The sequence below is a fragment of the Clostridia bacterium genome, assembly GCA_034926675.1.
Lineage (GTDB): Bacteria > Bacillota > DTU025 > DTU025 > DTU025 > JAYFQW01.
In genome coordinates this window covers 1-12,936 of sequence record JAYFQW010000074.1, presented here as the reverse complement: position 1 = coordinate 12,936, position 12,936 = coordinate 1, and the positions used below count along the sequence as shown (strand labels likewise).

Below are 12,936 nucleotides of genomic sequence, written 5' to 3'. Positions count from 1 at the left end.
AGCGTCGGCTACGAGATCCGGGCCCTGTCGGCTGCGCTTGAGCCTCCATGGATGGACGTTATTGGCAAACAGCAGGAGGAATGTGCCTAGTTAGTACTTAATCAACATGCGACAAGAAGAAGCGTGCGGGAAGACCTGCATCATGGAGGCCATTACAGTGATACGTACGAGCACCAGGGGTCGCGACACTCTAGTTAGGGACGTTGTAGATGGAAAGGAGATCACAAGGCTCATCATACACCGGCGCGAGATGAGGGTAGGTTCGGCTGTAGTTAGGATTGGTGGAATCGGGAATGTCGTGACAAAGCCTTCGTTTCGAAGGCACGGGCATGCGAGGGAACTACTTTCCGAGTCAATTCGGCTCATGGGAAGCATGGGGTTTGATGTGTCCATACTGTTTGGCATCCCATACTTCTACGATAGGTTCGGCTATACATCCGTGATAGGGGATTACAGAATTGAAATCCCCACTGGAGGCGGGGAGCAGGCCATGACGTATTGCGAAGTGCTTTCGATGAGCCCTGACGATGTACCCGCCATCATCGGTATGTACAACAGCGACAACTCCAGGCGCACTGGGAGCCTTGTGAGGCAATTGTCTACATGGACTGTCTTTCGGCTCGGAAGCGACTGGGATATTCCCAGCGCGGCCGTGGTGGCCAAGTCAGGCGGCAAGGTAGTTGGATACGCTGCTTACGACGATGTTCCAGACCACGTGAACGTAACCGAGGTTGTAGGCGCTGGAGGCGATGTCTATTCGACGTTCATAAAGTATTTCGCGGACATGGCAGTGAGAAGGAGAGCTGCCAGCGTGGCGTTCTTGGCGCCTCCGGACCACGCTTTCGCGGGCTTTGCACGAAGATATGGGTGCACGTCTCACATTGCCTTTCCCAACTGCCGAGACGGTATGGGGCGAATCATCAACCTGCGCGCCACCTTCGAGAAGCTCCTCCCTGAGCTGAACGCGCGCCTGGCGGGCGCTGGGCGCCTCCCGCTCCCGGCGATGTCGGGAGTGTTACGGATCTCGACCGATATCGGAGATCTGGATTTGCTGGTCGATGGAGCGAACCTCCAATTGGGTCCCGCGCCGGTGGACGCTCTCCACGCTGATTGGGAACTCAAGATCGACCAGGGCCAGCTGTTGGCGTTGGTTATGGGATTCAGAAGTGTGGACGACGTGCTGCACGAGGCCAGAATCAGGCTTGCCGGCGCTGGAACGGGAGGTCAAGGAGAGGCGCTGCTTAACGCCATATTTCCAATGGGATACCCCCACCTGCATCCGTCAGATCGGTTCTAGAGGATCACGTTAGATGTAGGTTTTATACAGTTTGTGTAGAGGGATATGCAAATAGACGTCGAAAACTGGATGAAGGCAGACCAGATCATTGGTGGAAAGTAGTCACTGTGCTATGCCTGCACTTTCCCACATCGACGCTGTGTCGCAAATGCTTTTCTTGGGAGGTGGTGGCCGGGAATTCGCTCAGAACGAGCTATTGAGGACTTCACGTCATCTGTTGAACGCCCAACGCCCTGCGGAAACCAGGATGGCCCTGCACATGAAGGAGGAAATGCGATGTTGACCAGGATCAGAAGAGCTGCTGTGGTGTGCCTGTGTGTCGCGTTCTGTCTCGTCCTGATGTCCTCTGTCCGTGCCGCCGACAAGGTCGTGAAGCTCGGCTGGGTCGGATCGCTCACCGGCGATCAGGCTATATGGGGCCAGTGCGAGTTCAACACTGTGAAAATGCTTGCGGAGGAGCTAAATGCGGCAGGCGGGCTGCTAGGAGCGAAGGTCGAGGTTGTTGGCTATGATCACCGTGGTGACGCGATGGAGGCCGTGAACGTCGTGAGGCGCCTTACCAGCCAGGACAAGGTAGTCACCATCATCGGGCCCAACGCCAGCGGCCACGCGATTCCCATCGCCTCGGTGCTCGAACAGATGAAGGTGCCGGACATCGCGACTGTTGCCACGAACCCCAAGGTCACAGTTGTGGATGGCAAGGTGAAGCCGTTCAACTTCAGAGTGTGCTTCATCGATCCCTATCAGGGCGCGGTTGCAGCCGGGTACGCCTTCGATGTCCTCAAATGCCGGAAGGCCGCCGTTCTCTATGACGTGGCTGACGACTATTCTCAGGGCCTCACCGAGTTCTTTATCAAGACCTTCACCGACAAGGGAGGCAAGATCGTCGCCAGGGAGGCCTTCAAGGGCGGAGACACGGATTTCCGGGCGCAGCTATCGAAGATAAAGGCGTCGAACCCCGAGATTATATTTATGCCGTACTTCTTCAAGGAAGTGGCGCTGTCGGCGAACCAAGCTCGAGAGCTTGGCATCAAGTGCACACTGATGGGCGGGGACGGTTGGCCGTCGGAGATCCTGATTGAGATGGCCAAGGATGCCGTGAACAACTGCTACCTCGTGAACCACCTCGACTTCGATGACCCCGATGTGAAGGAGTTCAAAGATAGGTACACCGCCAAGTACAAGAGGGCGGTGGAGCTAAACGGATTCCTCGCATATGATGCGTTCCTCATGTTCGTAGACGCAGTGAAGAGGGCGGGGAGCTTCGACCCCGTGGCTATCAAGGACGCTCTGGAGACCACCAATATCCAGGGCATCACCGGAACGATACGGATCAACAAGGCCACCCATAACCCAGAGGGCAAGGAAGCTGCCATCATCAAGATCGTTGATGGCAAGTACGTATTCCAGCAGAAGTACGCACCGAGGTAGCCGGTCTTCTGCGAAGTAGCTGGTATTCTGCGGAGTGGGGCGGCGAGGCGCGCTGTGATGCCCGCCGCCCATGCCTCCTACAGCGAGCGCGCGCTCAGTTACCGTGAAGGGGGATGCCGATGGCCCAGTTTCTGCAGCAGATGATTAATGGGTTATCGATCGGCAGTGTATATGCCCTGATGGCCGTGGGATATTCACTGGTTTACAGCATCATGAGCTTCAGCAACTTCGCCCATGGCGGCGTGATCATGCTCGGCGCGTATTTCGGATTCTACCTGTTGACCCTCTTCAAGTGGCCTTTCCCTCTGGCCCTCGCTGGGGCCGCCATCTGCTCAGCAGTCATTGCGGTTCTCGTGGAGCGAGTCGCGTACAGGCCCCTCAGGATGCGGAGCGCCCCGTTCCTCTACTTCATAATCTCAGCAATGGGCGCGTCCATGTTCATAGAGAATTTCGTGGTGGCCACGATCGGTCCCACCTTCAAGACCTACCCGCTCGTGCTCTCAAGGGAACCATTTCACTTGGGCCCGCTCTACATCGGGCGGCTGGATGCGATGATCTTCATCACTGCTGCCGTCTGTCTTGTGCTCCTGGTGTACCTCATCGATTCAACCAAAATCGGGAAAGCGATTCAGGCTACTGCCTTCAGTGCCCGAGCGAGTGCGCTGATGGGCATCAACACCGACGTTATCGTGACCCTCGTCTTCGCCATCGGCGGGTTCCTTGCTGGGATTGCAGGTGTTCTGTTCGGGATGAAGTACACGGTGTACCCCCAGATAGGAGCAATAACCATCAAATCGTTTATCGCAGCGGTGTTCGGGGGCCTGGGAAGCCTGCCTGGGGCGGTAGTCGGATCTGTACTTCTTGGGGTGATCGAGACCCTGATATCGGGCTATTTCTCATCCCAATTCCGCGACTTGATCTCGTTCAGTCTGCTCATAGCCATTCTCGTTTTCCGTCCCATAGGCCTGATGGGGAAGCCGACTGAGGAAAAGGCGTAGGAGTTGATGGCCGTGGACTGGTTCTACATTAAGGGCATCCTGCTGCTCTCGGGGATCAACCTGGTGGCTGTCTTGGGGCTGTCGCTCCTCACTGGCTTCACGGGGCTCTTCTCGTTCGGCCATGCAGGGTTCATGGCCCTAGGCGGCTACGCCGCCGCCTATTTTGGGACTCGACTTGGGCTTCCATTCGGCATCGCGCTTCTCCTTGGCGGGCTGTTCGCGGGCTTGGTGAGCCTGCCTATAGGCAAGCTTACTCTGAGGCTCAAGGGCGACTACTTCTGCATCGCCACCCTAGGATTTGGAGAGGCGATACGTTTGATCCTCGATAACGTGCAACTATTTGGCGGGGCGCGTGGTTGGGCTGGGATACCCCTCAACACCAATCTCACCAACGTGATTATAGTGAGCGCCGTCGCGGTGCTTTTCATGGTGCGGCTCATCAACTCTCGATATGGACGGAACATGATCGCCATTCGCGAGGAGGAGCTTGCCGCCAAGACCATCGGAATCGATACCTTCAGGAACAAGATGATCTCCCTGTTTGTGAGCGCTGTATACGCAGGGGTCGCCGGCGGTCTCGTTGCGTACTACACCGGATTCCTGCAGCCGAAGATGTTCGGAATGACGAAGTCTACAGAGCTGACTATCATTGTCATATTCGGAGGCATGGGCAGCATCTCCGGGAGTGTGCTTGGCGCGCTCTTGCTCACGGCGCTTCCGGAGTTGCTGCGGGCGTTCTCCCTCTGGCGGCTTGTTGTTTACGGCGCAGCGGTGATATTCATAATGATAAGCAGGCCTGAGGGGTTGATGGGAGGCCGCGAGATCACGATTGCGGGCATCCGCAGGCTGTTCCGTCGCATGCTGCTCCGCCTTGGCCTCGGGCACAAGAAAGCAAATGAGGCCTAGGGGGCCGGAGGATGGGAGGGGATGGCATGGGCATACTTGAAACACGCGGCCTCACGAAAGCCTTCGGGGGCCTCACGGCTGTGGAAAACGTCAGCTTCTCTGTTGAGGAGGGCGCGATATCGGGGCTGATCGGGCCCAACGGCGCGGGAAAGACGACTGTGTTCAACCTCATCACCGGCATATATAGGGTGTCAGGCGGGGAGGTCATATTCGACGGCAAGCCCATTCACAATCTCGACCCCCACGTGATTGCGAACATGGGAATCACTCGCACGTTTCAGAATATCAGGCTGTTCAAGAGGCTCTCAGTGTACGACAATGTTCTTACCGCTTGCCACGGCGACTCAGGTTACGGCATCATCGATGCTACTTTCCGGTCACGTAGGTACAGGGCGGAGGAGGAACGGTTGCGTCGCAACGCCCTTGACCTCATCAACGTGATGGGCCTTTCCGAATGGCGCGACAACCGAGCCTCAAGCCTGCCATACGGCCTGCAGCGGCGGCTTGAGATCGCAAGGGCCCTCGCCGTGAAGCCGCGCCTTCTGCTTCTCGATGAGCCTGCCGCGGGCATGAACCCGGACGAGACCGGCCAGCTGATGGAGCTCATCTGCGCGGTCAGGAGCAGATTCCACTGCACGGTGCTGGTGATCGAGCATCGCATGGACCTGATAATGGGCATCTGCGAGAGCATCGTCGTCCTCAACTTCGGAAGGAAGCTAACCGAAGGCCCTCCTGCAGCTATCCAGAACGATCCCGATGTTATCGAGGCTTACCTCGGCAAGGGGGTGCGGGCCGATGCTTGAGGTGGATAATCTCCATGTGTACTACGGGGGAATCCACGCCCTCAGAGGTGTTGCGATATCCGTAAACAAGGGCGAGATCGTGACCATAATCGGCGCGAACGGCGCCGGGAAGTCCACTCTCCTCAATGCGATCTCGGGAATCGTGAAGCGCAGGGAAGGCACGATCTCATTCAAGGGCGCCCCGCTCTGCTCCGCGCCGCACCTTGTGGTGAAGCGGGGGATCAGCCAGGTTCCCGAGGGCAGGCTGGTGTTTTCTAACCTTTCCGTGAAGGATAATCTTATGCTCGGGGCTTACCTGCGCCGGGATCCTGTGGGCATTCAGGAGGATTTGGACCGAGTGTACCAGCTGTTTCCGCGGCTCCGCGAGCGCCATCGGCAGATGGCCGGCACTCTCTCAGGGGGCGAACAGCAGATGCTCACTATGGGGAGGGGCCTGATGAGCGACCCTGAGCTAGTCCTGCTGGACGAGCCTTCATTGGGGCTTGCTCCCATACTGGTGGAGACTATCTACGAGGTGGTCGAGAACATCAGGAAGACAGGCAAGACCCTTCTCCTTGTGGAGCAGAATGCCAACAAGGCGCTGGCCACTGCAGACCGCGCTTACGTGTTGGAGCAGGGGCGGATCACGAAATCCGGGCCCGCACGTGAGCTTGCGATGGACCCCAAGATCCAGGAGTCGTACCTCGGAGTGAAGCGGTAGGCGTTTCCGCTTTGTGACGGAACCCCCCTGGAGTATCAGGCCAGTATGGTGTAAACTGATGACAAAAGAGAGGAGGCGCGCTGATGCTCAGTGAGAGACTCCAGGGAGAGCTGAACCAGCAGATAAACTACGAGCTGTACTCGGCCTATCTCTACGCGTCCATGGAGACCTACTTCCTTGGGAAGAGCCTGAATGGCTTCGCCAACTGGCTGAAGGTGCAAACGCAAGAGGAGATGGCCCATGCCAGGATCTTCTTCGAGTTCATGCATCGAAAGAACGCAGCTGTTGACCTAGAGGCAATCGGCAAGCCAGATGCCGACTTTAGGAGCATTCTCGATGTGTTTGAGAGGGCTCTGGCCCACGAGAAGTTCGTGACAGGCCGTATCTACACTCTGATGGACATCGCAAAGGAAGAAAGAGAGCACTCCACGGTGAGTTTCCTTCAGTGGTTCGTGGATGAGCAGGTGGAGGAGGAAGATAACTTCCAAGGGCTAGTCGACAAGCTTAAGCTCATAGGGGATAATCCCCACGCTCTCCTCATGCTCGACGCAGAGCTTGCGGCCAGGGTGTTTGTGATGCCTGCGCCGCTCTCGACCCAGGCGCAGCCCTAGACCACGGCTTTCTGACGCCCATAGCCTTGGATGAGTCACACCCCCGGGGATCTTCCCTCGGGGGCTTTCCATTTCCGCGTTCCCCTGTTTAGCAGGTTCTGAAGGAGTAATCCCTGAAGGCCACGAATACACGTTTGAATTTGGCTTCAGCTGTATTGGGGCGAAAGGGGATAATCTATTGAGCGCCAGGCTGAAGGACCCGGCAAGCGGGTTCAGTCACCTGTTCGGCGCCCTGCTGTCCGTGGCAGGGCTCGTCGTCCTGTTGCGCATCGCCATTGCCAAACGGGACCTATGGGAGATCGTGTCCTTCTCTATTTTCGGCGGGAGCCTGATACTGCTCTACTCGGCGAGTGCAGTGTACCATCTGCTGAAGGTGTCTGATCGCGCGCAGGTTGTGCTCAGGAAACTGGATCACATCATGATCTTCGTGCTGATAGCTGGGACATACACACCTATCTGCCTTGTGGCCCTGCGTGGCCCCGTTGGCTGGGCGTTGTTCGCCATCGTCTGGGCGTTGGCCATAGGAGGCGTGTTCTTCAAGGTATTCTACCTGAACGCTCCGCGATGGGCGTATACCGCTGTATATCTGCTTATGGGATGGGTTGCGGTATTCGTCGTCATGCCTCTTGTCCGCGCGGTCGGTTGGAGAACGGTATCGTGGCTCTTCATAGGCGGTGTCTTCTACTCCATAGGCGCGGTGATATATGGCCTCAAGAAACCGAATCTGATCCCTGGATGGCTCGGGTTTCACGAGATCTTTCACATTTTCATACTGCTGGGCAGCCTAAGCCACTTTTATCTCATCTACCTGCTGGCGTAGACGTGCGATCCTGACTGCCGGCGAGTGTGAACGATCCACGCTGTCGAAACTCGTGTCAGATTGATACCGGTGGAGGTGGTTTTGTGAGAGGGCAGATAGGCAAGTACTATGGAAATCCCAGCGGCGCCCTGCTATACAGCCTTGGGTCGTTCACTGCGGCGCTCCTAGGTCAGTCGTTCACTACCTGGGTCCAGCTCTACTACGTGGATATCCTCAAGATGCCGCTGGCGCTGTATGGGGTGGGCATGACGATCTATGGCATATGGAATGCCATCAACGACCCTCTAGCAGGCCAATGGTCTGATAACACGCGGACGCGCTGGGGGCGACGGATTCCTTTCATTCTCTTCGGGACACTGCCTCTCTGTGCGGTATTCGTCTTCGTGTGGGCAGTCCCGGCATTCGCCCTGGCCGTTCCGACGAGGCTGTTCGCCTATTTCCTTGCCATCGCCTTCCTATTCGACGGGCTGTTCACGGTGGTCATCCTCAACTGGACGGCGCTTTACCCCGAGATGTACCCATCTCTGGCCCAACGTTCGTCGGTCTCCGCCCTTCGGCAGGTCATGGGCATTCTGGGCATGGTTATAGGGATGGTTCTGGCGCCGCAGGTGAGAGCCGCATTTGGCTGGGGAGGCATGGGGCTCTTCTTTGGCATTCTATCGATGTTCATCATGTTCCTGAGCCTGCTGGGCTCCAAGGAACGACCGGAACTCAGCGAGCGGCAGGGATTGAAGATAGGTGAGGCGCTGAGGTCCACCTTTGTCAATAAGTCCTTTGCCACATTCGTCCTGGTGAGCCTGTTCGTTCAGTTCGTATTCGTGCTTACTCCCGCTACCTTGCCGTTCTTCGCGAAGTACGTGCTGGGGCTATCTGATTCCCAGAACACACTTCTGCTGGCGCCTATGTTCGCCGTCGCTCTCCCAATGGTGTGGGTGTGGAGCTGGGTCACAAATCGCATTGGCCCGCGGCGCACTACCATGCTGGCGATTATCGTCTTCGCTGTCGCTCTCATTCCCTTCTCATTCGTGCGCACTCTCATAGGCGGCATGATCACTACCTCTCTCATCGGCTTGGGCCTCGCCGGTCTTCTGATCATCATCGATGTGCTGATCGCTGAGGTGGTGGATGAGGATGAACTCACCACCGGCGTCCGGAGAGAAGGCTCCTATTTCGGGGCCAACGCTTTCGTAATGCGCTTCGGAGTCTCTATGGAGGCCATCGCGTTCAGCGCGGTCATGGGCGCTCACGGCTACAATCCCAGCCTCGCTACTCAGCCGGACTCTGTCGTGGCTGGTCTGAAGTTTCTCATGACTGTGGTGCCCATGGTGTCGTTGGCTCTGGCCATGGCTGCACTCTATTTCTACCCGATCGACGGCCAGAGGCGCGTCGACATGCTGGCGAAGCTGGCCAGTCGCCGTGGGGAACGCAACTAGCCACGCATTGGGAAGGAATGAGCCTGCACATGGATCTCAAGCAGTTCTTGCCCCTTCCCGATCTTGATGCCCTTCCATCGCTCCTGTGCGTGCAGCCTCACCCTGACGATAACGAGGTGGGAGCAGGCGCGACAATCGCACGCGTGGCGAAGAAGGGCTGTCGCGTTACGTACGTGACCGTAACGGATGGGGGAATGGGCAGCACCGACATGCGAATGTCCAGGGAGGCCCTAGCTTCTATACGCCGCGGCGAAGCTCAGGAGTCTGGCGGGATGCTTGGGGTTAGCGGCTTCGTATGGCTGGATTATCCCGATGGCGGCGGCTGGAGCGGGCGCGACCTCAGGGACCAGCTGGTACGGCTCATTCGCGAACTGCGTCCGGCAGCACTTATGGCGCCAGACCCGTGGCTTCTCTACGAGGGGCACCCGGATCACGTTAGGACAGGGCTCGCAGCGGTTGAAGCCTGCCTGTTTTCGGCACTTCCCAGGTGCGGTGGCGGCGCCGGCGATGCGTGCGGCGCTGAACATAGCGGCGGCAACTGCGGAGGCATCGGCGAATGCTCTGGCACTGACGCTTCAAGGTTCGTCCTCGCTGCGCCATGCCAGCCTGAATGGGTGATTCTCCACAGTACGTCCCGTCCAAATGTGTGGGTGAATGCAGACGATACCTGGGAACTGAAGATGAAAGCGGTCGCCGCCCACGCATCGCAGTTTGCTTACGAATGGGAGATGGTCTCGTCCTTCCTTGCAGCCAGGGCGCAGTCCTTAGCTGAAGGACGGGGATTTCAAACGGCGGAAGCATTCAAAGTGCTTCCGCCGATAATGCTTCATGCCATGCCGGAGGCTGAGGCGTACTGATCGGGCGCCAGCGCCAGCGCCCTCCGCATGAAAGGTTGTGGGAGATTCCATGAATGCGGGCGCGGGATTGCGCCTGGGATGCTCAGAATTACTATGTCAGCTTATAGAGAGCAGCGCCGGCACACAGGCTAACTACGGACTGCTGATTGCGGAGTCAACCCCGTCTACCAGCGCCGCTGTGGCCTGGGGGATCCGCTTTGCGCCATACACCGGCGCCTGGTACGGGAGTAGCGCTTGATGTGTCATCGCTCGAATATTTCCTCGCCACATACCGTGAGTCCCATAGCTTTCAGCTCGGCGTGGACTTCCTCGAAGTACCTGCCTACACCGGACGCAACGTGCGAGTCGGAGCCCATCGTCACGTACAGTCCTCCGACCTCCCTATACAGCCCGAGGATATCCCAGCTTGGGTAGGGTTCGCCAAGGCCTTTCCTTATGCCGGAGGTGTTTACCTCCAGCGTGGCGCCTGAACTTACCGCCTGCTTTAGGATGCTCACGATCTCCGACTGCCATCTCGTGAGCTCAAATGGCCCGTATGCCCCAGGCCGCCTTGTCTTGATGTAGTCGAAGTGCCCAATCCGCCTGAACATGCCACTTGCCACCATTGAGGCTGTCTCTCTCCAGTATAGTGAGTATGCCTCATCCTCGCTCTTCCCAACGAAGTACTCAGGGCTTGCAACGAACGCGTGATGAAGGTTATGAATTGAGCCCAAGATGTAGTCGTAGCCACACGCGGCGAGGAATCGACGGATATCTGAGGCGTACTCCGACTGATATGTGATCTCCGCGCCGGTCTTGACTATGAGTTGTCCGGCATATGCGTTCCGTACCCGCTGAACGTCGGCCAAATAGGCATCGCGGTCACGATACTCGAAGGCATCCTGGGTGGGATCGAAATCAATGTGATCGGTGAAGCACACTCCGCTCAAGCCGCGACGGATGGCGTTTTCGCATAGGTCGTCAAGGGATGACATGGAGTCTGGCGAATGTATGGAGTGCATATGACAGTCAAATAGGCTCGTAGTTCAGGCACCTCTCTTTGTGCGTTGCCAACTGCAATGCGAACTGCGGCGCCGGTGGGCAGAATCAAGTATATCACATGAGAGGACAATCATGGCTTCATGGAGGCGAGTGTTTTGACCATTGATCCGAACTTGATGGAGGTCCATAGCTGCCTTGTAGAGGACTATGCTCCGCTCATCGACTACCGAACCTGGCGAGTGGCATCGATCTGCCCGTCAGAGCACAATAGGGCGGAAAATGTGAGGCTTGCCGAGAGGCACAATGAGACCGATGAAGTGTTCATCACCATGCGCGGGCATGCGCTCCTGTTCGTTTCGGAAGGTCAGGAGGGTCTGACTGTCCTTCACACCATCGATATGGCGCCGCTCACTGCCTACAACGTGAAACGAGGTGTATGGCATACGTGCGTGCTTGGTCGCGACTCGGTGGTGCTGATAGTTGAGAACTGCGATACCTCGCGGGAGAATTCGGCCTACATTGACCTGCCGCCTGAGATGCGTCAGCAGATACTCATGGCGAGCGAATCAGGCGCCCTCGAGGCAGCAGAGTGCCGAGAAGCGAGGAGATAGCATCCTTCCTTCAGGGCAATCCTCCAACCGCGTAGGATCGGCGGCGGTCACGTGTATGCGCAAGTCCTGTAGGCATGTGGGCAGCCTGCCGCATATGGTGCAGTGGACTCTACTAGGGGAGTGAATCGCACCATGCCAGATGAGGATAAGGATGAGACCCGCACGCGCCAGGCGCCGCCTTGCCCGGGTGGGTTCCTGTATGAGATCAGGAGCGGCGACACGCTGTACGCCCTGGCCCGCCGCTACGGCACTTCAGTGGAGGCGATCACCGCTGCCAACCCTGGCCTCAACCCGAACGCACTCCGAGTGGGTCAGCTGATCTGTATCCCAGCGGGAGGGGCTGTGACGCCGCCAGTGCCGCCGACAGCGGCATGCCCTCCTGGGCTGACTCCGTACGTGATCCGATCCGGCGACACTCTGTACAGGATAGCACAGCGTTTCGGAACGAGTGTTGACGCCATCAGACGAGCAAACCCTGGGGTAAACCCGAATAGCCTACAGGTTGGGCAGCTCATATGCGTACCATCGCCCACTGGAGCCCCTGCGCCAGGCACGTGCCCCGGCGGAATGCCTTACGTGATACGAGCTGGAGATACCCTGTACGGCATTGCAGCTCGGTTCCGCACGACCGTTCAGGCCATCCTCAGGGCCAACCCTGGGATCGACCCGAACAGGCTTAGCATCGGTCAGACGATATGCGTCCCACGGGCGATGGCGCCTGTTCCGAGGCCTACGGCCTGTTCGATCATTCTTCAGCCGGTAGCGGGAACTACTGCGCCATATGCTGGGGGAAGGCTGTGGCTGACTATCGACCCAATGGGCAATGCCGAGATCACGGTCGCGGCAGAGAACCTGCCAGCGCCTGCCGCGATGGGAGGCGCTGCCTACAGCGCCATCATCAATGTGGACGGGACCAGCTTTGCTGTGCCTATGGTGGAGACTGTGGCCGGGAGATGGGCTGGAACGGCAACGCGACGCGCACCGGCAGCGCTTCTCTCACGTGGAAGAGTGAATGTGTATCCAGGACCGGTTCTGACTGGCTGGTTTTCGAGCTGCAGGTAGTAGATTCTGAGCGTAAGACATCTGAAGGTAAGGCATATGCACTGAAGGCCGGCGCCGGCAGGGCGTCGGCCTTCGATTTGACCAATCAACCCCTCATTGGCGCGCCTAGGAATCCCTTCACGAGCACCACAGGGGTGCCGGCGTCAGCAGAGCCGCTCACGAGATCGGCGAGGCTCGCTATGATATCCTCGATCCGCCTAGGGGTGGTGCCTTCCGTCTCGGCGCTGTTCTGGCCTATGGGCGCTGCCTTCTTGGCCTCAATGGCGTTCTCGATATCAGGGATGTTGCTCCCTTCATACCACATCTCATCTACGAGGTACTTATACTTGAGTCCTTCCCGACGCCGGCCCAGAAGGCCCGGAGTGAGGCCTAGAGCAGGTTGAGGGTCGGCGAGTTCGTATATGACTGTAGATGGGTCACGGTAAG

At 57.9% G+C, this 12,936-nt stretch carries 14 protein-coding genes; 12 read left to right on the top strand and 2 right to left on the bottom strand.

What is annotated here, in order from left to right; genetic code table 11:
* Positions 1–157 precede the first annotated feature (157 nt).
* From VB144_14385 to VB144_14340, 10 genes are all read left to right on the top strand, one after another.
* Positions 158–1,297: a GNAT family N-acetyltransferase gene (locus tag VB144_14385; GenBank protein ID MEA4884816.1), complete on the top strand. Its 1,140-nt coding sequence runs from the start codon at positions 158–160 to the stop codon at positions 1,295–1,297.
* Positions 1,298–1,573: 276 nt separating this feature from the next.
* Positions 1,574–2,728, top strand: a complete 1,155-nt coding sequence (locus VB144_14380) for an ABC transporter substrate-binding protein (protein ID MEA4884815.1) — start codon at positions 1,574–1,576, stop codon at positions 2,726–2,728.
* A gap of 119 nt (positions 2,729–2,847) precedes the next feature.
* Positions 2,848–3,726 carry a branched-chain amino acid ABC transporter permease gene (locus tag VB144_14375; protein ID MEA4884814.1) on the top strand — a complete coding sequence of 293 codons (879 nt, stop codon included), beginning with the start codon at positions 2,848–2,850 and terminating at the stop codon, positions 3,724–3,726.
* A 12-nt stretch (positions 3,727–3,738) separates the two neighbouring features.
* Complete coding sequence (locus tag VB144_14370) at positions 3,739–4,632, top strand: branched-chain amino acid ABC transporter permease (GenBank protein MEA4884813.1); 894 nt, start codon at positions 3,739–3,741, stop codon at positions 4,630–4,632.
* A 26-nt stretch (positions 4,633–4,658) separates the two neighbouring features.
* On the top strand, positions 4,659–5,435 hold the full coding sequence (locus tag VB144_14365; GenBank protein ID MEA4884812.1) for an ABC transporter ATP-binding protein: 777 nt from the start codon (positions 4,659–4,661) through the stop codon (positions 5,433–5,435).
* Positions 5,428–6,135 (top strand): ABC transporter ATP-binding protein, encoded by a 708-nt coding sequence (locus VB144_14360; protein MEA4884811.1) that lies wholly within the window; start codon positions 5,428–5,430, stop codon positions 6,133–6,135. The genes VB144_14365 and VB144_14360 overlap by 8 nt, the downstream gene beginning before the upstream one ends.
* 83 nt (positions 6,136–6,218) lie before the next feature.
* Positions 6,219–6,746 carry a ferritin gene (locus VB144_14355; protein ID MEA4884810.1) on the top strand — a complete coding sequence of 176 codons (528 nt, stop codon included), beginning with the start codon at positions 6,219–6,221 and terminating at the stop codon, positions 6,744–6,746.
* Positions 6,747–6,924: 178 nt separating this feature from the next.
* Positions 6,925–7,566 carry a hemolysin III family protein gene (locus VB144_14350; protein ID MEA4884809.1) on the top strand — a complete coding sequence of 214 codons (642 nt, stop codon included), beginning with the start codon at positions 6,925–6,927 and terminating at the stop codon, positions 7,564–7,566.
* An 83-nt stretch (positions 7,567–7,649) separates the two neighbouring features.
* Positions 7,650–8,999, top strand: a complete 1,350-nt coding sequence (locus VB144_14345) for an MFS transporter (GenBank protein ID MEA4884808.1) — start codon at positions 7,650–7,652, stop codon at positions 8,997–8,999.
* A 29-nt stretch (positions 9,000–9,028) separates the two neighbouring features.
* Positions 9,029–9,856 carry a PIG-L family deacetylase gene (locus VB144_14340; GenBank protein MEA4884807.1) on the top strand — a complete coding sequence of 276 codons (828 nt, stop codon included), beginning with the start codon at positions 9,029–9,031 and terminating at the stop codon, positions 9,854–9,856.
* A gap of 242 nt (positions 9,857–10,098) precedes the next feature.
* Here VB144_14340 and VB144_14335 read toward each other — a convergent pair whose 3' ends face one another.
* Complete coding sequence (locus VB144_14335) at positions 10,099–10,857, bottom strand: histidinol-phosphatase HisJ family protein (protein ID MEA4884806.1); 759 nt, start codon at positions 10,855–10,857, stop codon at positions 10,099–10,101.
* Between the two features lie 135 nt (positions 10,858–10,992).
* Here VB144_14335 and VB144_14330 point away from each other — a divergent pair, with 135 nt between their 5' ends.
* Both VB144_14330 and VB144_14325 read left to right on the top strand, forming a co-directional pair.
* Complete coding sequence (locus VB144_14330) at positions 10,993–11,448, top strand: hypothetical protein (GenBank protein ID MEA4884805.1); 456 nt, start codon at positions 10,993–10,995, stop codon at positions 11,446–11,448.
* A 132-nt stretch (positions 11,449–11,580) separates the two neighbouring features.
* Positions 11,581–12,510, top strand: coding sequence for a LysM domain-containing protein (locus VB144_14325; GenBank protein ID MEA4884804.1), 930 nt, complete (start codon positions 11,581–11,583; stop codon positions 12,508–12,510).
* A gap of 85 nt (positions 12,511–12,595) precedes the next feature.
* Here the strand turns inward: VB144_14325 and VB144_14320 are convergent.
* The coding region (locus VB144_14320; GenBank protein MEA4884803.1) for a coenzyme F420-0:L-glutamate ligase at positions 12,596–12,936 on the bottom strand (341 nt) is incomplete at its 5' end.